We start from the raw sequence: 20,189 nt of genomic DNA, 5'->3' as shown, positions 1-20,189 counted from the left end.
ACGGAAATGGAATCCGATGACGTCTGCGCATGAGCCGCCGGGCAGCGCGCCGCCCGGCACGCGCCTGGTGATGCCCCTGATCCTGCTCGCCATCTTCACCGTCCCGCTGTCGGTGTCCGGCACCGCCGTGTCCCTGGGCGACATCGCACAGGACCTGGGCCGATCGCCGGCGGGCGAGCAGTGGGTCCTCAACGGATACAACCTGACCTTCGCCTGCTCGACCCTCGTCTGGGGCTCCGTCGCCGATGTCATCGGGCGCTGGCGGTCCCTGCTGGCAGGGCTGCTGACCTTCGGCGCCGGCTCCGCGCTCAGCCTGATAGCGACGGACTACCTGCTCCTGGACTCGGCCCGCCTGGTGGCCGGTGCCGGAGCCGGAGCCGTCTTCTCAGTGGGCTCGGCGGTGGTGTCGTCGAACTTCGAGGGCGAACACCGCACCCGGGCCTTCGCCCTGCTGGGATCGGTCGCGGGCCTCTCCCTGGCCTTCGGCCCTAGCCTGTGCGGCCTGTTCACCCAACTCGTCGGCTGGCGCCTGGTGTACGGCTTCCAGCTGGCCTGCCTGGCCGTCGCCTGCGCGGGTATGCCGCTGATCCGACGGGCCGCCGCCCACGAGAAGCGGTACGCGGCCCGGATCGACGTGGCAGGGGCGGCGCTCTTCTGCGCGGCGACCACCCTGACGCTCGGCGGACTCGCGCTCGGCTCGGCGACCGGCTGGGGCTCCTTGCCCTTCCTGCTGTGTACGGCCGCGGGCCTCGCCTTCTACGGGCTTTTCGCCTGGCGCGAATCCACGGCGCAGAGCCCTCTGCTGAGTCTGCGCACACTGCGCAACAGACACTTCTCCGGGATCACGCTGGTGGTCGGGGTCGCGTCCTTCACCTTCACCAACGCGGTCGCGTACCTGCCGGTCTTCTTCCAGGGCGCCTACGGTGCCGCGCCGGGTGCCAGCGGCGCGTACCTGATGTTCCTGACCCTGCCCGTCCTGATCGCCCCTCTCATCGCCGGACGCCTTGCCGCCCGCGGCACTCCCGTCGACAAGATCCTCACCTGGAGCATCGCCCTACTGGTCGTGGGCCTTGTGCTGGCGGGGGCGACGGCCGGGCCGGGTCTCGCCTGGATGGCGCTGCCGATGGTGATCGTCGGCATCGGCTTCGGGCTCCAGGCCGGTCTGGTCGACGGCGAGGCCCTGGCTCATGTGCCGGAGAAGGAGGCGGGCATGGGGGCCGGTTGGATCAACACCGTCAGGCTCGGCAGCGAAGCCATCGCGGTGTCGCTGTTCGGCTCGCTGTTCGCCACCTTCGTGGGCAGCGCCGACCACGCGTCCCGGCAGGGATTCGCCGGCATCACGATCGGCTCCACCCTGTTCGCGGCGGTGATCGGCGTCCTGTCGGTGCTCCTCATGCGCCGCGGCCGACGACCGGCCGGCCCGCTCCTGGGCGCCCGCGCGGATCCCGCCGCGGACCCGGCGGACACGTCGGCCGGGTGACCCGGCGAACAAAAAAACGGGTACCAGCACCGAAGTGCTGGTACCCGATCTTGGCACCCTGGGTGGACGAACGGCTCAAGACCGTCGCGTCCATTTCCCTGTTCTGGGTGCCCCCGGCAGGATTCGAACCTGCGCACCCGGCTCCGGAGGCCGATGCTCTATCCCCTGAGCTACGGGGGCGTATCAGCGCTGCTTGCGCGGCGACGTGTAGAACCCTACCAGCTCCAAACGGCTCCCCATGAACAGGTATTTCCGTACTTCCGTGTCCGTCGGGGCGGCCGCATCCGCCCCCTGTGTCACAGGCGCCGCCCCGGGCTCCCCCGCACGGGGCGGAAGTGGGGAAAACCCGGACGCGGCGGCGGGCGCGGACCTACTCTCGAGTTGTGTCAGGCGTGTCAGGCCGCGTGCTTGTTGTGGACGACAACAAGGTCATCCGGCAACTGATCAGGGTCAACCTCGAGCTGGAGGGCTTCGAGGTCGTGACCGCGGCCGACGGTGCCGAATGCCTGGACGTCGTGAACCAGGTCAGGCCCGATGTGGTCACCCTCGACGTGGTGATGCCCCGCCTCGATGGACTTCGTACCGCCGCTCGGCTGCGCTCCGATCCGCGTACGCGCAATCTGCCCATCGTCATCGTCAGCGCCTGCACTCAGTACGAGGTGGACAGCGGGCTCGATGTGGGCGTGGACGCGTTCCTTGCCAAGCCCTTCGAACCTTCCGAACTCGTCGGCATAGTACGACAGTTGAAGGAGCGCGGCGGTGGCGGGCGCGAGGCCATCGGCAGTGAGTGCGGGGCCGGCGGCGAGGCCGAGCGCGCGGGCCGCACCGGCGCCTGAAGGCGGCGGTGCGCGACCTCGGTGCACGCGGCAGCACACTGGGCGGCGCAACACCCCCACCCCCGCCCCCGTCCACATGCGCCTGAAGGCGGCGGTGCGCGACCTCGGTGCACGCGGCAGCACACTGGGCGGCGCAGCACCCCACCCCCGCCCCCGTCCACATCCCGGACCATCCGCGAAACCGGGTCGCGTCCCTACCCCCCTCCTCCCATACGCTTGTCCCCGTGACCCCCGTCGAGCTCTCCCGCACCGTGCTGCGCGCCATGCGCCGTGCCGTCGATGACGGTGAGCTCGACCTCCGTGACGGAGCGGCCATGCCAAGCCAGGTCGTCGTCGAGCGGCCCCGGCCCGGTGGCTGCGGGGACTACGCCACCAACGCCGCCCTGCAGCTGGCCCGCGCCGCCGGGCGACCGCCTCTCCAGGTCGCCGGGATTCTGTCCCCGCGGCTCGTCGAGGAGCCCGGCATCGGGGCCATCGCCATCACCGGGCCCGGGTTCCTCAACATCACCCTGGCCGCGGCCGAAGGCGATGCCGCCTCTCTCGTACGTGACGTACTCGCCCGTGGCGCCTCCTACGGGCACCTTCCGCCCACCGGCGAAGTCCACCAGATCCACTTCCCCCGCGAAGTCCGCGCCGCCGTCATCGCCGACTCCCTCCGCCGCATCCTCCGCTCCCAGGGCGCCCTCGTCCGCAGCACCTGCGACGAAGCCCCGGATCCCGGCTGGGCCGCCGCCCTGGACGTCAAGATCGACGCCTACGGGAAGCCGCCTGCCCCCCTGAACACCCTCCGGCCCGTTCCCGTCCCGGCCGACCCCACCCCCCTCGGCCGCGACGCCGCCCGCTGGGCCCTGCTGTACCCCGCCCCGCACGACCGGCCCCGCATCAGCGACGAGCACCTCGTCCAGCGCGAGGCCAATCCGCTCTTCCGCGTGCGGTACGCCCACTCCCGCACCCGCGCCCTCGCCCGCGGTGCCGCCGCGCTGAGCATCACCGCCGAGCCCGGGGACATAGCGGGACCGGAAGAGCGCGGCCTCCTCGACGCCCTCGCCGACCACCCCCGCGTCCTGGCCGCCGCCGCTCACCACCGCGGCCCTGACCGGCTCGCCCGGCATCTCGTCGCCACCGCCGATGCCTTCCTCGCCTTCGAGCCCGCCGTCCTGCCGCTGGGTGACGAGAAACCCTCGGCCGCCCACCGCGCCCGGCTCGCGCTCGCCGAAGCCGCCGGGACGGTGCTCGCAGGCGGCCTGTCCCTGCTCGGTATCAGCGCCCCTGAGTACTTGTGACACGTGAAGACGTGCCGACACACGTGAAGACAGACGTGACAGACGTGACAGACGTAAGAGAGACCGCGACATGAGCCGTTCCGCACACCCCGCCGGGCCCCGCCACGCCGACGTAGTGCCCGAAGGGCACTACACCGCCCCGGCCGCCGATCTGAACTCCCTCGACCCGAAGGTCTGGTCCCAGACGGTCAGCCGCAACGCCGATGGCGTCGCGACCGTCGGCGGGATCGAAGTGACCCGGCTCGCCGAGGAGTTCGGCACCCCCGCCTACTTCATGGACGAGGCCGACTTTCGCGCCCGCTGCCACGCCTGGCGCGGTGCCTTCGGCTCCGACGCCGACGTCTTCTACGCCGGTAAGGCCTTCCTCTCGCGCGCGATCGTGCGGTGGCTGCATGAGGAAGGGCTCAACCTGGATGTGTGCAGTGGCGGCGAGCTCGCCACCGCCCTTGCCGCCGGTATGCCCGCCGACCGCATCGCCTTCCACGGCAACAACAAGACCGAGGACGAGATCGAGCGGGCCATCGCCGCCGGTGTCGGACGCATCGTGCTCGACTCCTTCCAGGAGATCGTGCGCGTCGCTCACATCGCCGACCGGCTCGGCACCCGTCAGCGCGTGCAGATCCGCGTGACTGTCGGCGTCGAGGCCCACACCCACGAGTTCATCGCCACCGCCCACGAGGACCAGAAGTTCGGCATCGCCCTCGCCGGGGGACAGGCCGCCGAGGCCGTGCGGCGTGCGCTTCAGCTGGACGGGCTCGAGCTCATCGGCGTGCATTCGCACATCGGGTCGCAGATCTTCGACATGGCGGGGTTCGAAGTCTCGGCCCGGCGCGTCGTGCAGTTGCTCGCCGAGGTCCGTGACGAGCACGGCGTCGAGCTTCCCGAGATCGACCTCGGTGGCGGGCTCGGCATCGCCTACACCTCCGAGGACGACCCGCGCGAGCCGCACGAGATCGCCAAGGCGCTCGGCGAGATCGTGACGCGCGAGTGCGAGGCCGCCGATCTGCGGACCCCTCGTATCTCCGTCGAGCCCGGTCGCGCCATCGTCGGGCCCACCGCCTTCACGCTCTACGAGGTCGGCACCATCAAGCCGCTCGAAGGCCTGCGTACGTACGTCTCCGTCGACGGCGGCATGTCCGACAACATCCGTACCGCGCTCTACGACGCCGAGTACAGCGTCGCGCTCGTCTCGCGTACGTCCGATGCCGAGCCGATGCTCGTCCGCGTCGTAGGCAAGCACTGCGAGAGCGGGGACATCGTGGTGAAGGACGCGTTCCTGCCCGCCGACCTCGCTCCCGGTGACCTCATCGCCGTGCCCGCGACCGGTGCGTACTGCCGTTCCATGGCGAGCAACTACAACCACGCCCTGCGTCCGCCGGTCGTCGCCGTGCGGGACGGGGAGGCGCGGGTCGTCGTCCGGCGCGAGACGGAGGAGGATCTCCTGCGGCTCGACGTCGGCTGAAGAAGCTGAAGAAGCTGAACAGGCTGAAGGAACTGAAAAAATCACGGCCGAAGCGATATCGGCCAGTGAAATAGGTGTCTCACCATCCGGACAATGGATAGAAACTCCGGTTCGGTGGGTGAGACTGGTCCCACTGTAGATGTATGAGAAGTGAGGTCGGATGATGCGTACGCGTCCGCTGAAGGTGGCGCTGCTGGGCTGTGGGGTTGTCGGCTCAGAGGTGGCGCGCATCATGACGACGCACGCCGACGACCTCACGGCCAGGATCGGCGCCCCGGTGGAGCTCGCCGGGGTCGCCGTCCGTCGCCCGTCGAGGGTGCGCGAGGGAATCGATCCCTCCCTCGTGACCACCGACGCGACCGCCCTGGTCAAACGGGGTGACATTGATGTCGTCGTCGAGGTCATCGGGGGGATCGAGCCCGCTCGGACCCTCATCACCACCGCCTTCGAGCACGGCGCGTCCGTCGTCTCCGCCAACAAGGCGCTCATCGCACAGGACGGCGCCGCGCTGCACGCCGCCGCCGAGGAGCACGGGCGGGATCTCTATTACGAGGCTGCCGTCGCCGGTGCCATCCCGCTGATCCGGCCGCTGCGCGAGTCCCTCGTCGGCGACAAGGTCAACCGGGTGCTCGGCATCGTCAACGGCACCACCAACTTCATCCTCGACGCCATGGACACGACGGGCGCGGGCTACCAGGAAGCCCTCGACGAGGCCACCGCGCTCGGGTATGCCGAGGCCGACCCGACCGCCGACGTCGAAGGCTTCGACGCCGCGGCCAAGGCCGCGATCCTCGCCGGTATCGCCTTCCACACGCGCGTGCGTCTCGACGACGTCTACCGCGAGGGCATGAGCGAGGTGACCGCCGCCGACTTCGCGTCCGCGAAGCGCATGGGCTGCACCATCAAGCTCCTCGCCATCTGTGAGCGGGCCGCCGACGGCGGGTCCGTGACCGCGCGCGTGCACCCCGCGATGATTCCGCTCAGCCACCCGCTCGCCTCGGTCCGCGAGGCGTACAACGCCGTCTTCGTCGAGGCCGAGGCCGCCGGCCAGCTCATGTTCTACGGTCCCGGCGCGGGCGGCTCGCCCACCGCGTCCGCCGTTCTCGGCGACCTCGTCGCCGTCTGCCGGAACAAGCTCGGTGAAGCCACCGGGCCCGGCGAATCCGCGTACACCCAGCTGCCCGTGAGCTCCATGGGCGAGGTCGTCACGCGGTACCACATCAGCCTCGACGTAGCCGACAAGCCGGGCGTCCTCGCCCAGGTCGCGACGGTCTTCGCCGAGCACGGCGTATCGATCGATACGGTCCGTCAGACGGGCAAGGACGGCGAGGCCTCTCTCGTCGTCGTCACCCACCGCGCGCCCGACGCCGCCCTCACCGGCACCGTCGACGCGCTGCGCAAGCTCGACACCGTGCGCGGTGTCGCCAGCATCATGCGGGTTGAAGGGGAGTAAGCAGTAATGACCCACCAATGGCGCGGAATCATCGAGGAGTACCGGGACCGTCTTCCGGTCTCCGGCACGACGCCGGTCGTGACGCTTCGCGAGGGCGGCACGCCGCTCGTGCCCGCGCAGGTGCTCTCCGAGCGCACGGGCTGCGAGGTCCATCTCAAGGTCGAGGGTGCCAACCCGACCGGGTCCTTCAAGGACCGCGGCATGACGATGGCGATCACGAAGGCCAAGGAGGAGGGCGCGAAAGCCGTCATCTGCGCCTCCACCGGCAACACGTCGGCCTCGGCCGCCGCCTATGCCGTACGGGCCGGAATGGTCTGCGCGGTCCTCGTGCCGCAGGGCAAGATCGCGCTGGGCAAGATGGGCCAGGCGCTCGTCTACGGCTCGAAGATCCTCCAGGTCGACGGCAACTTCGACGACTGTCTGAACCTCGCGCGCAGCCTCTCCGAGAACTATCCGGTGGCGCTGGTCAATTCGGTGAACCCGTTCCGCATCGAGGGCCAGAAGACCGCCTCGTTCGAGATCGTGGACGCGCTCGGGGACGCCCCCGACATCCACGTCCTTCCGGTGGGCAACGCGGGCAACATCACGGCCTATTGGAAGGGCTACAAGGAGTACGCCGCCGACTCGGTGTCGTCGCGCACTCCCCGGATGTGGGGCTTCCAGGCTTCCGGTTCCGCGCCCATCGTGCGCGGCGAGATCGTCAAGGACCCCTCGACGATCGCCACCGCGATTCGCATCGGCAACCCCGCGTCCTGGCAGTACGCCCTCGACGCGCGCGACGAGTCGGACGGCTTCATCGACGAGGTGACGGACCGTGAGATCCTGCGCGCCTACAAGCTGTTGGCGTCCCAGGAGGGTGTCTTCGTCGAGCCCGCCTCAGCTGCTTCGGTCGCCGGTCTCCTCAAGGCCGCCGAGCAGGGCAAGGTCGACAAGGGGCAGCGCATCGTCTGCACCGTCACCGGAAACGGCCTCAAGGACCCGGACTGGGCCGTCGCGGGCGCACCGCAGCCGGTCACGGTTCCGGTCGACTCGGCTGCCGCGGCCGAGCGCCTGGGTCTGGCGTAATCGCGTAACCGGCTAAATCCCGCAACTCCCTATAGGGGGTGCACAGGGGGCTTGCGACACGCATCGTGCGCCTCCTGTGCGCCCTATGTCGCCACAGAACCTTCCTTCGATAGGCTGTACCGAACCCGCCCCGCCGCATATGCCGCGGTGCTGCCGCAGAGCGGCCTCCGGGTAGTGCCTCATCACGTGGCAAGTCCTCAAAAGATCGCAGCTCAAGGAGAGTCATCGAGCGATGGCCGGTCCCGCGTTCCGCGCCGCCGCCGTCCGGGTGCGCGTCCCCGCCACCAGCGCCAACCTCGGGCCGGGCTTCGACGCCCTCGGCCTGTCACTGGGGCTGTACGACGATGTCGTCGTACGGGTGGCCGACACCGGACTGAACATCGACATCGCAGGTGAGGGCGGAGAAACCCTCCCCCGCGACGAGTCGCATCTGCTCGTACGCTCGCTGCGTACCGCCTTCGACCTGCTCGGCGGACAGCCGCGCGGGCTTGAAATCGTCTGTGCCAACCGCATTCCGCACGGCCGGGGCCTCGGCTCATCGTCCGCCGCCATCTGCGCGGGCATCGTCGCCGCGCGCGCCGTGACGATAGGCGGTGACGCCCGGCTCGACGACAACGCCCTGCTCGAGCTCGCCACCGAGATCGAGGGCCACCCGGACAACGTCGCCGCCTGTCTGCTCGGCGGTTTCACGCTCTCCTGGATGGACGGGGGAGCGGCGCGGGCGATCAGGATGGAGCCCGCCGCATCCATCGTTCCGGTGGTCTTCGTGCCGGGCAGGCCCGTCCTCACCGAGACCGCGCGCGGACTGCTCCCGCGCTCCGTCCCGCACGTCGACGCCGCCGCCAACGCGGGCCGTGCCGCGCTGCTCGTAGAGGCGCTGACACGGCGCCCCGAGCTGCTGCTCCCCGCCACCGAGGACCGCCTCCACCAGGAGTACCGCGCACCCGCCATGCCGGAGAGCGCCGCCCTGGTGGAGCGCCTGCGCGCGGACGGCGTCCCTGCCATGATCTCCGGCGCCGGACCCACGGTCCTCGCGCTGGCCGATGAGAGTGCGGCCGACAAGGTCGCACGCCTTGCGGGAGAGGGCTGGGCGGCCAACCGCCTGGCGCTCGACGCGACCGGTGCGAGCGTGCTGCCGCTTGCGCCGTGACAGCTGGTAACCGGATTTGGAGAGGGGAATGTTTGTTGGATCCGGTAGTGTTAATCTCAAGTCTGCACCCGACCCCACCATGGCGAGGTGCTTCGTGTCCCCGTCCGGGACATCCATCCTTCCGGGAGCCTCCCAACCTGCTCTGTGCCTCGCACTGAGCGGTGCCGAGCACGCTCCGGAACCGGCGTGACCGAGCCGAGTGACACCGCACATCAGTGGCACCTCACCGGGACTCGCCATCACCAGTGAATTCTTCCGCCGCGCGTTGGCGGACCACCGCCCCGGCACGGTCCACACACCAAAGGACCTCCGGACAGCACAACCGGTCGCCGAGCCAGACAGGCCGACGTCCGCTCCAGGGAAGGACCCTTCGTGAGCGACACCACCGATCTGATGGGCGTGACTGCCGACACGCCCGCCACGGACGCCTCTGCGGCGCCTGCCACCGGTGCTTCGGCCGGCTCCCGCCGGCGCCGCGGCACCGGCCTCGACGGCATGGTGCTGGCGGAACTCCAGCAGGTCGCATCCGGCCTCGGTATCAAGGGCACCGCGCGGATGCGCAAGAGCCAGCTGATCGAGGTCATCAAGGAGGCGCAGTCCGGGGGCAGCCCCGCGAAGAGTGCCGCGCCCTCCGCCTCGGCCGCGCCCGCCGCGGAAGCCGAGACCAAGCCCAAGCGCCGCGCCACCTCGAAGGCCCGGACGGGCGAGGACGCCCCGGCAGGCGCGGACAAGAGCGCCAAGGCGAGCAAGTCCGACAAGGGCGAGCAGACTTCGGGCGGCAAGGCCGAAGAGGCCACCGCTCAGCAGCAGATCGACATCCCGGGCCAGCCCGCGGGTGCCGACAAGGGCGAGCGCCGCCGTCGCCGCGCCACCGCCGACGCGGGCAGCCCGGAGACGGTCACCGCCGAGGCGAAGAGCGAGCCGAGGGGCGACGCCAAGAACGAGGCCAGGAACGAGTCCAGGACGGACGCGCAGTCCGAGGCCAAGGGCGAAGGCTCCGGCGACAACAGCGCCGAGGGCCGCCGCGACCGTCAGGGCCGCGACCGTCAGGGCCGTGGCCGTGACCGCGACCGCCGTGGCAACAAGGGCGACGACAAGGAGCAGGGCGGAAACCGCCAGCAGGGCGGCGGCCGTCAGGACCGCCAGGAGCGCGGCGACCGTCAGGACCGCGGTGACCGTCAGCAGCGGGACAGCGGACCGCGGGACAACGGACCGCAGGACGACTTCGACGACGAGGGTGGCCGCCGCGGTCGCCGTGGCCGTTACCGCGACCGCCGTGGCCGTCGTGGCCGCGACGAGTTCGGCGGTGCGAGTGAGCCGCAGGTCGCCGACGACGACGTACTGATCCCCGTCGCGGGCATCCTGGACATCCTCGACAACTACGCGTTCATTCGTACGTCGGGTTACCTCCCGGGTCCGAACGACGTGTACGTGTCGCTCGCCCAGGTCCGCAAGAACGGCCTGCGCAAGGGGGACCACGTCACCGGCGCCGTCCGTCAGCCCAAGGACGGCGAGCGCCGCGAGAAGTTCAACGCGCTCGTCCGCCTCGACTCGGCGAACGGCATGGCGGCCGAATCCGGGCGCGGGCGACCGGAGTTCAACAAGCTGACGCCCCTTTACCCGCAGGACCGCCTCCGCCTCGAGACCGACCCGGGCATCCTCACCACCCGGATCATCGACCTCGTAGCGCCGATCGGTAAGGGCCAGCGAGGCCTGATCGTGGCACCGCCGAAGACCGGCAAGACCATGATCCTTCAGGCGGTCGCCAACGCGATCACCGTCAACAGCCCCGAATGCCACCTGATGGTCGTCCTGGTCGACGAGCGTCCGGAAGAGGTCACCGACATGCAGCGGTCGGTGAAGGGCGAGGTCATCTCCTCGACCTTCGACCGTCCTGCCGAGGACCACACCACGGTCGCCGAGCTGGCCATCGAGCGCGCCAAGCGTCTCGTGGAGCTGGGTCACGACGTGGTCGTGCTGCTCGACTCGATCACCCGTCTGGGCCGTGCGTACAACCTGGCGGCCCCGGCCTCCGGTCGCATCCTGTCCGGTGGTGTCGACTCGACCGCGCTCTACCCGCCGAAGCGCTTCTTCGGTGCGGCGCGCAACATCGAGGACGGCGGCTCGCTGACCATCCTGGCCACCGCGCTCGTCGACACCGGCTCGCGCATGGACGAGGTGATCTTCGAGGAGTTCAAGGGCACCGGCAACATGGAGCTCAAGCTCGACCGGAAGCTCTCGGACAAGCGCATCTTCCCGGCGGTGGACGTCGACGCGTCCTCCACCCGTAAGGAAGAGATCCTCCTCAACGCGGAGGAGCTCGCGATCGTCTGGAAGCTGCGCCGGGTGCTGCACGCGCTCGACTCGCAGCAGGCCATCGAGCTGCTTCTCGACAAGATGAAGCAGACGAAGTCGAACGCCGAGTTCCTCATGCAGATCGCGAAGACGACGCCGAGCAACGGCAACGACTAGTCCTCGCGGACACAGCACACAGGCAGCACGCAGAGGGCCGCCCCCGTCTCACGACGGGGGCGGCCCTCTGCGTGGGGAATGACCTTGGCCACATGCCTAAGAGATTCTTACGGTCACGGGCAGTAGCCCCGTGATGCGAGAAACCGCAGGTGAGGAGCTGGAAGGGCGTGCGGGAGTGCACGATGCGTCACGGGTGCGCGCCTGGGGCGCACACAACTCGCTGTGCAACCCTTCTTTCGGTTTCCACGTCTGACAAGTGACGACAAACCGCGCCTGACCCTGAAAGCAGGGGGTACCCGACCGGCCCGCCGAGGACTGAGGAGCACATGACCGACGAGAGCGCACCCGCGGATACGACACCGAAGCGCCAGCGTGGCGGTGGCGGTCGGCGTCGTAAGCCGCGTGACAAGCGCCGCAAGGGCCTCGTCATCACGGCATGGACCGCGGCATCGGTGGTCGTCCTCGGTGGTGCGGGCCTCGGCTTCGTGTACTTCAAGCTCAACGGCAACATCAAGGGCGTCGACATCAACGCGGCGCTCGGCACGGACCGCCCCCAGGACGTCGACAACGGCTCGCAGGACATCCTCGTCCTCGGCTCGGACTCCCGCTCCGGCGACAACGCCAAGTACGGCAAGGACGAGGGCGCCGCCCGCTCGGACACGGCGATGGTCGTGCACGTGAACAAGGGCCACAAGACGGCCAGCGTCGTCTCGATACCCCGCGACACCCTGATATCCCGCCCCGAGTGCAAGACGGACGACGGCGAGGACGACCCGGGCGGTCAGCGGCAGATGTTCAACACGGCGTACGAGGTCGGCGGGCCCGCCTGCGCCGTCAAGACCGTGGAGAAAATGTCCGGCATCCGGATGGACCACTATGTAGAGGTCGACTTCACGGGCTTCAAGAAGCTCATCAACACCCTCGGCGGCGTCGAGATCACCACCAAGAAGGCCATCCACGACAAGGACAGCCATCTGGACCTCGAGGCCGGAAAGCACCAGCTCACCGGCGAGCAGGCCCTCGGTCTCGTCCGCACCCGGCACGGCGTCGGTGACGGCAGCGACCTCGGCCGCATCCAGCTCCAGCAGGCCTTCATCAAGGCTCTGATCAACCAGGTCAAGGACGTCGGCGTCTTCAGCAACCCGAAGAAGATGTACGACCTCGCGGACGACGCGACCAGCGCCATCACCACCGACTCCGACCTGAACGACGTCAAGAGCCTCGCGGGCTTCGCGGGCGGCCTCAAGGGCATCGGCGCGGGCGACATGAAAATGGTCACGCTGCCCATCCAGTACGATCCCGCCGACCCCAACCGCGTCCTGCCCCTGGAGAAGGCCGACCGCCAGGTCTGGGCCGCGCTCAAGGCCGACAAGGCGATCCCCAAGTCCGCCACGGAGAAGTCCGCCGGTGACAAGGGTGACGCGCACTCCGTCGTGACCAGCGACTAGCGGCGTTCGCGGCCCGCCGGGAATAGAACGGAACCCACCCCGGTTTGGGCAGATGCGACCAGTCCTGGCAGACTGGTCCGTCGGCCCCGGTTCACGTACGAGCAATCCGCGCGTGCGACCCGGCGTCCTCCCGAAACTAGGAGACACCTTGAAGCGCGACATCCACCCCGAGTACTTCGACACCCAGGTCAGCTGTACCTGTGGCGCCGAGTTCACCACCCGCAGCACGATCTCCAGCGGCACCGTCCGCGCCGAGGTCTGCTCCGAGTGCCACCCGTTCTACACGGGCAAGCAGAAGATCCTCGACACCGGTGGCCGCGTGGCCCGCTTCGAGGCCCGCTTCGGCAAGGCTGCCGCCGCCAACAAGTAGCGAGCCACTGCGCCGGTCTTCGGCCGCCCCCGGGAGGGGGCGGTTGGGACCGGCGCTTTGCCGTCTGACGCAGCAGACATCTGACGCAGCAGCCACTTTTCGCGTAGAACCTTCGCGTAGGAACGCAGAAAACCAGGAGCCCCCGATGTTCGAGGCGGTCGAGGAACTGATCGGCGAGCACGCCGATCTGGAGACGAAGCTCGCGGACCCCTCGGTCCACGCCGACCAGGCCAACGCGCGCAAGCTCAACAAGCGCTACGCCGAGCTGACCCCGATCGTCTCGACGTACCGCGCCTGGAAGCAGACCGGCGAGGACATCGCGACGGCCCGTGAACTGGCCGCCGAGGACCCGGAGTTCGCTGCCGAGGTCAAGGACATGGAGAAGCAGCGCGAGGAGATCACCGAGAAGCTGCGGCTCCTCCTGGTGCCCCGTGACCCCAACGACGACAAGGACGTCATCCTTGAAGTCAAGGCGGGCGCGGGCGGCGACGAGTCGGCGCTCTTCGCCGGGGACCTCCTTCGCATGTATCTGCGGTACGCGGAGCGCGTCGGCTGGAAGACCGAGATCATCGACGCCACCGAGTCCGAGCTGGGCGGCTACAAGGACGTCCAGGTCGCCGTGAAGACCAAGGGCGGCAACGGCGCGACCGAGCCGGGACAGGGCGTCTGGGCGCGGCTGAAGTACGAGGGCGGCGTGCACCGCGTGCAGCGCGTGCCCTCGACCGAGTCGCAGGGCCGGATCCACACCTCAGCGGCCGGTGTCCTCGTGACGCCCGAGGCCGAGGAGGTCGACGTCGAGATCCACGCGAACGACCTGCGCATCGACGTCTACCGCTCGTCGGGCCCCGGTGGCCAGTCCGTCAACACGACCGACTCCGCGGTGCGCATCACGCACCTGCCCACCGGAGTCGTGGCTTCCTGCCAGAACGAGAAGAGCCAGCTGCAGAACAAGGAACAGGCGATGCGTATCCTGCGCTCCAGGCTCCTTGCCGCGGCTCAGGAGGAAGCGGAGAAGGAGGCGGCGGACGCCCGTCGCAGCCAGGTCCGCACCGTCGACCGCTCCGAGAAGATCCGGACGTACAACTTCCCGGAAAACCGGATCTCGGACCACCGGGTCGGCTTCAAGGCGTACAACTTGGACCAGGTGCTCGACGGAGAGCTCGACGCGGTCATCCAGGCCTGCGTCGACGCGGACTCCGCCGCCAAGCTCGCGGCAGCCTGACGCCCCCATCTCTCGTACGACGCCCCGGAGGACCAGCGTGAACCTGCTGCTCGCGGAAGTGGCCCAGGCCACCCAGCGGCTGGCCGACGCCGGCGTGCCCTCGCCGCGCAACGACGCCGAGGAACTCGCCTCCTTCGTGCACGGCGTGAAGCGGGGCGAGCTGCACTCCGTCAAGGACACCGACTTCGACGCCCGCTACTGGGAGACGATCGCGCGCCGCGAGGCCCGCGAACCGCTCCAGCACATCACCGGACGCGCCTTCTTCCGCTACCTGGAACTGCAGGTCGGACCCGGTGTCTTCGTGCCCCGCCCCGAGACCGAGTCGGTCGTCGGGTGGGCCATAGACGCCGTGCGCGCGATGGATGTCGTGGAGCCGCTCATCGTCGATCTGTGTACGGGTTCCGGAGCCATCGCCCTCGCGATGGCGCAGGAGGTCCCGCGCTCGCGTGTGCACGCCGTGGAGCTCTCGGAGGACGCCCTGAAGTGGACGCGGAAGAACGTCGAGGGGTCTCGGGTCAAGCTCTCCCAGGGCGACGCCCGTGACGCCTTTCCGGAGCTCGAAGGACAGGTCGACCTCGTCGTCTCGAACCCGCCGTACATCCCGCTCACCGAGTGGGAGTACGTCGCTCCGGAGGCCCGCGACTACGACCCGGAACTGTCGCTCTTCTCCGGCGAGGACGGCCTCGACCTGATCCGCGGCATCGAGCGCACCGCGCACCGCCTCCTGCGGCCCGGCGGCGTCGTCGTCATCGAGCACGCCGACACCCAGGGCGGCCAGGTGCCGTGGATCTTCACCGAGGAGCGGGGCTGGGCCGACGCGGCCGACCACCCCGACCTCAACAACCGGCCGAGGTTCGCGACCGCCCGCAGGGCGATGCCGTGAGCACATCCACTTCAAGCCAGCAGTACGTGTACGAGGAGGCCCGTTAGATGGCACGGCGATACGACACCAACGACGCGACGGACCGTACGACCGGTCTGCGCGAGGCCGCGTCGGCCGTCCGCCGTGGCGAGCTGGTCGTGCTGCCCACCGACACCGTCTACGGCATCGGCGCCGACGCCTTCACACCGGAGGCGTGTGCCGACCTGCTCGACGCCAAGGGCCGTGGGCGCAACATGCCCACCCCTGTCCTCATCGGCTCCCCGAACACGCTGCACGGCCTGGTCACCGACTTCTCCGAGTCGGCCTGGGAGCTCGTCGACGCCTTCTGGCCCGGCGCGCTGACCCTGGTCGCCAAGCAGCAGCCCTCGCTCCAGTGGGACCTCGGGGACACCCGTGGGACCGTCGCGATCCGGATGCCGCTGCACCCGGTCGCCATCGAACTGCTCACCGAGGTCGGCCCCATGGCGGTCTCATCGGCGAACCTCACGGGGCACCCCGCTCCGGAGGACTGCGACGCCGCGCAGGAGATGCTCGGGGACTCCGTCTCCGTGTACCTCGACGGCGGTCCGACGCCGGGCATCGTCCCCTCGTCGATCGTCGACGTCACAGGGAAGGTACCGGTCCTGCTGCGCGCGGGTGCCCTGACCGCGGAGGAGCTCCGCAAGGTGGTACCCGACCTCGAGGTGGCGAATTGACAGCCCCTGAGACGGGGCGTGGCATAGCGGCATATCCCGATTCGTTCCGCATCCTCCACGTCAGCACCGGCAACGTATGCCGCTCGCCCATCACCGAGCGGCTGACCAGACATGCCCTGGCCGACCGCCTGGGCGATCCCCTCACCGGCGGCCTGATCGTGGAGAGCGCGGGCACGTGGGGGCACGAGGGCGCGCCCATGGAGACCAACGCCGAGGCGGTGCTCGCCGACTTCGGCGCGGACGCCTCCGGCTTCCGGGGGCGCGAGCTCCTGGACGAGCACGTCATCCGCGCGGACCTCGTCCTGACGGCCACCCGGGACCACCGGGCGCAGGTCATCTCGATGGGCCACTCGGCGGGCCTCCGCACGTTCACGCTCAAGGAGTTCACACGGCTCGTACGGGCCATAGATCCCGCGACGCTGCCCGATGTCGACGGCGGTGTGGTGGCGCGGGCGCGCGCCCTGGTGCGGGCCGCCGCGGCCCTGCGGGGCTGGCTCCTCGCGCCCACGGCCGAGGCGGACGAGGTGTACGACCCCTACGGGGCGCCACTGCCCTTCTTCCGCTCGGTGGGCGACGAGATCAACGAGGCGCTCGACCCGGTGGTGACGGCGCTGACAGGGGTGCGGGCCAAGGCTTAAACCTTTCCCCAACCTTCTGCGAGAACCCGTCCGGCGATCGAGGACGAACTCGGCGAAGCCGGTGATCGACGTTGCCCACGCCTGGCGGCGCGCGGGCGACGTGAGGCAGGCCTACATTGGAGGGACCCGCACCCCTCGCGAGGCCCGGAGCCCAAGATGCCGGTCAGCACCGCCCCACCCGCCGCCCCCGCGGCGCACGCGCCCGCTGACTTCGACGCGCTCCGCCGCGCGGACCCCCAGCTGGCCGAGATCCTTCTCGCCGAGCAGGACCGCCAGGCGTCCTCGCTCCAGCTGATCGCCGCCGAGAACTTCACCTCGCCCGCGGTGCTCGCCGCCCTCGGCTCCCCCCTCGCCAACAAGTACGCCGAGGGCTACCCCGGCGCCCGCCACCACGGCGGCTGCGAGCTGGTGGACGTCGCCGAGCGCATCGCCATCGATCGCGCCAAGGCCCTCTTCGGGGCCGAGCACGCCAACGTGCAGCCGCACTCCGGCTCCTCTGCCGTCCTCGCCGCGTACGCCGCGCTGCTGCGCCCCGGCGACACCGTCCTGGCCATGGGCCTGCCGTTCGGCGGCCACCTCACGCACGGCTCACCCGCGAACTTCTCGGGGCGCTGGTTCGACTTCGTGGGCTACGGAGTCGACCCGGAGAGCGGCCTCATCGACTTCGACCAGGTCAGGGCCCTGGCCCGCACCCACAAGCCGAAGGCGATCGTCTGCGGCTCCATCGCCTACCCCCGGCACATCGACTACGCCGCCTTCCGTGACATCGCCGACGACGTCGGGGCGTACCTCATCGCCGACGCGGCTCACCCCATCGGCCTGATCGCCGGGGGAGCGGCCCCGAACCCCGTGCCGTACGCCGACGTCGTCTGCGCCACCACCCACAAGGTGCTCCGCGGCCCGCGAGGCGGCCTGATCCTCTGCGGGGCCGAGCTCGCCTCACGTATCGACCGCGCCGTGTTCCCCTTCACCCAGGGCGGCGCCCAGATGCACACGATCGCCGCCAAGGCCGTCGCGTTCGGCGAGGCGGAGACTCCCGCCTTCACCGGGTACGCCCATCAAGTCGTCGCCAACGCACGCACCCTGGCCCGTGCGCTCGCCGACGCGGGCTGCACCGTCACCACCGGCGGCACGGACACCCACCTGATCCTCGCCGACCCCGCACCGCTCGGCATCGACGCGCACACCGCTCGCGGCAGGCTCGCCGCGGCGGGACTCGTCCTCGACACCTGTGCCCTGCCGTACGGCGACGGACGCGGGCTGCGGCTCGGCACCGCGGCCGTCACCACCCAGGGAATGGGCGACGCGGAGATGGTGCGGATCGCCGCGCTCTTCGCCGACGCGGTGCGTGACGACTCGACGGGCGCGACGGACTCGAAAGTACGAGAGGAAGTGCGCGAACTGGTGGGAAGATTTCCGCCGTATCCGGCCTAGGTCGGGGTAGACGCGTCAAGGGAAGGCGCGTACTCGTGCAACCATCGTCGCTACCCGGAAGTCCCCACCCATATGCACGCAGAGCTAGGGTGTGGGGCTGAGATGGCCAGCGATACCTGTGGGGAAGCCCGTGCGTGAATACTTGCTGACGCTCTGCATCACGGCCGCGGTGACTTACTTGCTGACCGGCCCGGTGCGGAAGTTCGCGATCGTGGCCGGCGCCATGCCGGAGATCCGCGCTCGCGACGTCCACCGGGAGCCGACGCCCCGGCTCGGCGGTATCGCGATGTTCTTCGGGCTGTGCGCAGGTCTCCTCGTCGCCGATCACCTGCCGAATCTGAACGATGTCTTCGCGCGGTCCAACGAGCCGCGCGCGCTGCTCTCCGGTGCCGCGCTGATCTGGCTGATCGGCGTCCTGGACGACAAGTTCGAGATCGACGCGCTGATCAAGCTGGGCGGCCAGATGATCGCTGCGGGCGTCATGGTCATCCAGGGCCTGACGATCCTGTGGATCCCCGTCCCCGGCTACGGCATGGTCCTCCTGGACCAGGGGCAGGGCACGCTCCTGACGGTCGCGCTCGTCGTCATCACCATCAACGCCGTGAACTTCGTGGACGGCCTGGACGGCCTGGCCGCGGGCATGGTGTGCATCGCGGCGTCCGCGTTCTTCCTGTACGCCTACCGCCTCTGGTACGGCTACGGCATCGAGGCCGCCGCCCCCGCGACGCTCTTCGCCGCGATCCTGATCGGCATGTGCCTGGGCTTCCTGCCGCACAACATCCATCCCGCCCGGATCTTCATGGGGGACTCCGGCTCGATGCTGATCGGCCTCGTCCTCGCGGCGGGTGCGATCTCCGCCACAGGGCAGATCGACGGTGACGCCCTGAAGCTGAACTTCGGCGGCACCCGCGATGCCACCCACGCGATGCTCCCGGTCTTCATCCCGCTCCTGATGCCGCTGACGATCATCGCGATCCCGTTCGCCGACCTGGTGCTCGCGATCGTCCGCCGCACCTGGAATGGCAAGTCGCCGTTCGCCGCCGACCGGGGCCACCTCCACCACCGGCTCCTGGAGATCGGCCACTCCCACAGCCGTGCGGTGCTGATCATGTACTTCTGGTCGGCGCTCATCGGCTTCGGCACGGTCGCGTACTCGGTCCACTCGGCCAGCATGTGGATCCTGCTCGTGATCGTCGCGCTGAGCGCGGTGGGCCTCGTGCTGCTCCTCCTGCCGCGGTTCACGCCGCACATCCCGCGCTGGGCGGAGTCCTTCGTGCCGCCGCGCTACCGGCGGCGCAAGAGGGCCGCGGCGGAGGCGCCCGCGACGGACGAAACGGGCATGAAGGACGCGGAGGTAGAGGCGGAAGGCCGCCCTCCGGCCGACTCAGGCGTCAACGGGGCGACGGCCGTTGGCACTCGCTCGCGCTTCGAGGATCGACACAAGGCCGGCTCGTCGAGTTGAGGGGTGCCGTCAAACTCGCCCATTACCAGACAAGTTGCCGCGCTGCGTGCACAGACGCGCAGAGTCACTCTCATGTGTGACGGCGAGCACACCTACCAGGTAAAGACCTCATCAAATAGTTTGTGATACCGTTCACGAAACCAGGGGCTAGAGCCGAAGGACCGTAGTGCGACGGTCCATTGGCCCGAGGAACACTCTCGACCCCGGACTACGCTCGTCCATGACGACACCCTGCCCCCATCAGTAAGCGGAGCGCCGCCATGCCGTCTCAAGACACCCGAACTCTTCTTCAGTCCGCAGTACCTACTGCTGCCGCCGGCGCGATCGTCGCCGTCGTCAGTGGTGTGGTCGCGGGCGGCAAGGGAGCGCTCGGTGCGGTCATCGGCACATTGGTGGTCATCGCCTTCATGGGGCTCGGGATGTTCGCACTTCAACGCACGGCGAAATCGCTTCCGCAGTTGTTCCAGGCGATGGGGCTGATGCTCTACGTCGCCCAACTCCTGCTGCTTCTTGTCTTCGTGGCCCTCTTCAAGGACACCACGTTGTTCAACCCCAAGGCGTTCGCCGTGGGGCTTGTGGTCGCGACCGTCGTGTGGATGGCTTCGCAGGCCCGCGCGTTCATGAAGGCCAAGATCCTTTATGTCGATCCCGACTCCGAGCAGAAGGACAAGCCGGAGAAGTCGGGGTCCTCGACGTGAAGGGTAGGGGCGGGATAAACGCGCGTTCGCGTTACTGCTATCGTCCGGTGCCAACTGCGGCACTGCCGGCGCGGGCATCTGAGCTGACGCCTGCACAATCGCGAGGCTCGATGCCTGAACGCCGCGCCCACATCCGAA

Annotated in this window: 17 protein-coding genes and 1 tRNA gene; 17 read left to right on the top strand and 1 reads right to left on the bottom strand. The window is 69.5% G+C overall.

Features of this window, described 5'->3' with window-relative positions; translation table 11 throughout:
* Positions 1–16 precede the first annotated feature (16 nt).
* Positions 17–1,480, top strand: coding sequence for an MFS transporter (locus ACGFSB_RS35805; protein WP_393408297.1), 1,464 nt, complete (start codon positions 17–19; stop codon positions 1,478–1,480).
* A gap of 108 nt (positions 1,481–1,588) precedes the next feature.
* Here ACGFSB_RS35805 and ACGFSB_RS35800 read toward each other — a convergent pair.
* Positions 1,589–1,660: transfer RNA gene (locus tag ACGFSB_RS35800), tRNA-Arg, on the bottom strand.
* Between the two features lie 155 nt (positions 1,661–1,815).
* On the opposite strand from ACGFSB_RS35800, the gene ACGFSB_RS35795 reads away from it, so the two are divergent.
* The 16 genes from ACGFSB_RS35795 (at position 1,816) to ACGFSB_RS35720 (ending at position 20,051) form a co-directional block, all read left to right on the top strand.
* Positions 1,816–2,316, top strand: coding sequence for a response regulator (locus ACGFSB_RS35795; RefSeq protein ID WP_393408295.1), 501 nt, complete (start codon positions 1,816–1,818; stop codon positions 2,314–2,316).
* A gap of 224 nt (positions 2,317–2,540) precedes the next feature.
* Entirely contained in the window at positions 2,541–3,599 is a 1,059-nt protein-coding gene (gene nrtL, locus ACGFSB_RS35790; protein ID WP_393408293.1) for an ArgS-related anticodon-binding protein NrtL, read from the top strand.
* 70 nt (positions 3,600–3,669) lie between these two features.
* Positions 3,670–5,061, top strand: a complete 1,392-nt coding sequence (gene lysA / locus ACGFSB_RS35785; protein WP_393408291.1) for a diaminopimelate decarboxylase — start codon at positions 3,670–3,672, stop codon at positions 5,059–5,061.
* Positions 5,062–5,221: 160 nt separating this feature from the next.
* Positions 5,222–6,514, top strand: coding sequence for a homoserine dehydrogenase (locus ACGFSB_RS35780; protein WP_393408288.1), 1,293 nt, complete (start codon positions 5,222–5,224; stop codon positions 6,512–6,514).
* Between the two features lie 6 nt (positions 6,515–6,520).
* Positions 6,521–7,579, top strand: a complete 1,059-nt coding sequence (gene thrC / locus ACGFSB_RS35775) for a threonine synthase (RefSeq protein WP_393408286.1) — start codon at positions 6,521–6,523, stop codon at positions 7,577–7,579.
* Positions 7,580–7,811: 232 nt separating this feature from the next.
* Positions 7,812–8,729: a homoserine kinase gene (gene thrB, locus ACGFSB_RS35770; RefSeq protein WP_393408283.1), complete on the top strand. Its 918-nt coding sequence runs from the start codon at positions 7,812–7,814 to the stop codon at positions 8,727–8,729.
* 372 nt (positions 8,730–9,101) lie between these two features.
* Positions 9,102–11,201, top strand: a complete 2,100-nt coding sequence (gene rho, locus ACGFSB_RS35765) for a transcription termination factor Rho (protein WP_393408280.1) — start codon at positions 9,102–9,104, stop codon at positions 11,199–11,201.
* Between the two features lie 326 nt (positions 11,202–11,527).
* Complete coding sequence (locus ACGFSB_RS35760; RefSeq protein ID WP_393408278.1) at positions 11,528–12,649, top strand: LCP family protein; 1,122 nt, start codon at positions 11,528–11,530, stop codon at positions 12,647–12,649.
* Between the two features lie 148 nt (positions 12,650–12,797).
* Complete coding sequence (gene rpmE, locus ACGFSB_RS35755) at positions 12,798–13,019, top strand: 50S ribosomal protein L31 (protein WP_351163871.1); 222 nt, start codon at positions 12,798–12,800, stop codon at positions 13,017–13,019.
* A 145-nt stretch (positions 13,020–13,164) separates the two neighbouring features.
* Positions 13,165–14,241, top strand: coding sequence for a peptide chain release factor 1 (gene prfA, locus ACGFSB_RS35750; RefSeq protein WP_393408275.1), 1,077 nt, complete (start codon positions 13,165–13,167; stop codon positions 14,239–14,241).
* 37 nt (positions 14,242–14,278) lie between these two features.
* Entirely contained in the window at positions 14,279–15,124 is an 846-nt protein-coding gene (gene prmC, locus ACGFSB_RS35745) for a peptide chain release factor N(5)-glutamine methyltransferase (RefSeq protein WP_393408272.1), read from the top strand.
* 47 nt (positions 15,125–15,171) lie between these two features.
* Positions 15,172–15,819 (top strand): L-threonylcarbamoyladenylate synthase, encoded by a 648-nt coding sequence (locus ACGFSB_RS35740; protein WP_135331177.1) that lies wholly within the window; start codon positions 15,172–15,174, stop codon positions 15,817–15,819.
* Positions 15,816–16,457 carry a protein-tyrosine-phosphatase gene (locus ACGFSB_RS35735; protein ID WP_393408269.1) on the top strand — a complete coding sequence of 214 codons (642 nt, stop codon included), beginning with the start codon at positions 15,816–15,818 and terminating at the stop codon, positions 16,455–16,457. Before ACGFSB_RS35740 ends, ACGFSB_RS35735 begins: the two co-directional genes overlap by 4 nt.
* A gap of 156 nt (positions 16,458–16,613) precedes the next feature.
* A complete protein-coding gene (glyA, locus tag ACGFSB_RS35730; protein WP_393408267.1) occupies positions 16,614–17,891 on the top strand; it encodes a serine hydroxymethyltransferase in 1,278 nt (425 codons plus the stop codon).
* A gap of 130 nt (positions 17,892–18,021) precedes the next feature.
* On the top strand, positions 18,022–19,353 hold the full coding sequence (locus ACGFSB_RS35725) for an MraY family glycosyltransferase (RefSeq protein ID WP_393408264.1): 1,332 nt from the start codon (positions 18,022–18,024) through the stop codon (positions 19,351–19,353).
* Between the two features lie 260 nt (positions 19,354–19,613).
* Positions 19,614–20,051, top strand: a complete 438-nt coding sequence (locus tag ACGFSB_RS35720; protein WP_393408261.1) for a hypothetical protein — start codon at positions 19,614–19,616, stop codon at positions 20,049–20,051.
* Positions 20,052–20,189 lie beyond the last annotated feature (138 nt).

The organism is Streptomyces sp. NPDC048441 (genome assembly GCF_043200235.1).
In the GTDB taxonomy this organism is placed as follows: Bacteria; Actinomycetota; Actinomycetes; order Streptomycetales; family Streptomycetaceae; genus Streptomyces.
This window is presented reverse-complemented; position numbering and strand designations above follow the sequence as displayed.

Coding starts and splice junctions, on each gene's coding strand:
- ACGFSB_RS35805 (WP_393408297.1), top strand. CDS start 17: ATGACGTCTGCGCATGAGCCGCCGGGCAGCGCGCCGCCCGGCACGCGC.
- glyA (WP_393408267.1), top strand. CDS start 16,614: ATGCCGGTCAGCACCGCCCCACCCGCCGCCCCCGCGGCGCACGCGCCC.
- thrB (WP_393408283.1), top strand. CDS start 7,812: ATGGCCGGTCCCGCGTTCCGCGCCGCCGCCGTCCGGGTGCGCGTCCCC.
- ACGFSB_RS35780 (WP_393408288.1), top strand. CDS start 5,222: ATGATGCGTACGCGTCCGCTGAAGGTGGCGCTGCTGGGCTGTGGGGTT.
- ACGFSB_RS35740 (WP_135331177.1), top strand. CDS start 15,172: ATGGCACGGCGATACGACACCAACGACGCGACGGACCGTACGACCGGT.
- lysA (WP_393408291.1), top strand. CDS start 3,670: ATGAGCCGTTCCGCACACCCCGCCGGGCCCCGCCACGCCGACGTAGTG.
- ACGFSB_RS35760 (WP_393408278.1), top strand. CDS start 11,528: ATGACCGACGAGAGCGCACCCGCGGATACGACACCGAAGCGCCAGCGT.
- prfA (WP_393408275.1), top strand. CDS start 13,165: ATGTTCGAGGCGGTCGAGGAACTGATCGGCGAGCACGCCGATCTGGAG.
- thrC (WP_393408286.1), top strand. CDS start 6,521: ATGACCCACCAATGGCGCGGAATCATCGAGGAGTACCGGGACCGTCTT.
- ACGFSB_RS35720 (WP_393408261.1), top strand. CDS start 19,614: ATGCCGTCTCAAGACACCCGAACTCTTCTTCAGTCCGCAGTACCTACT.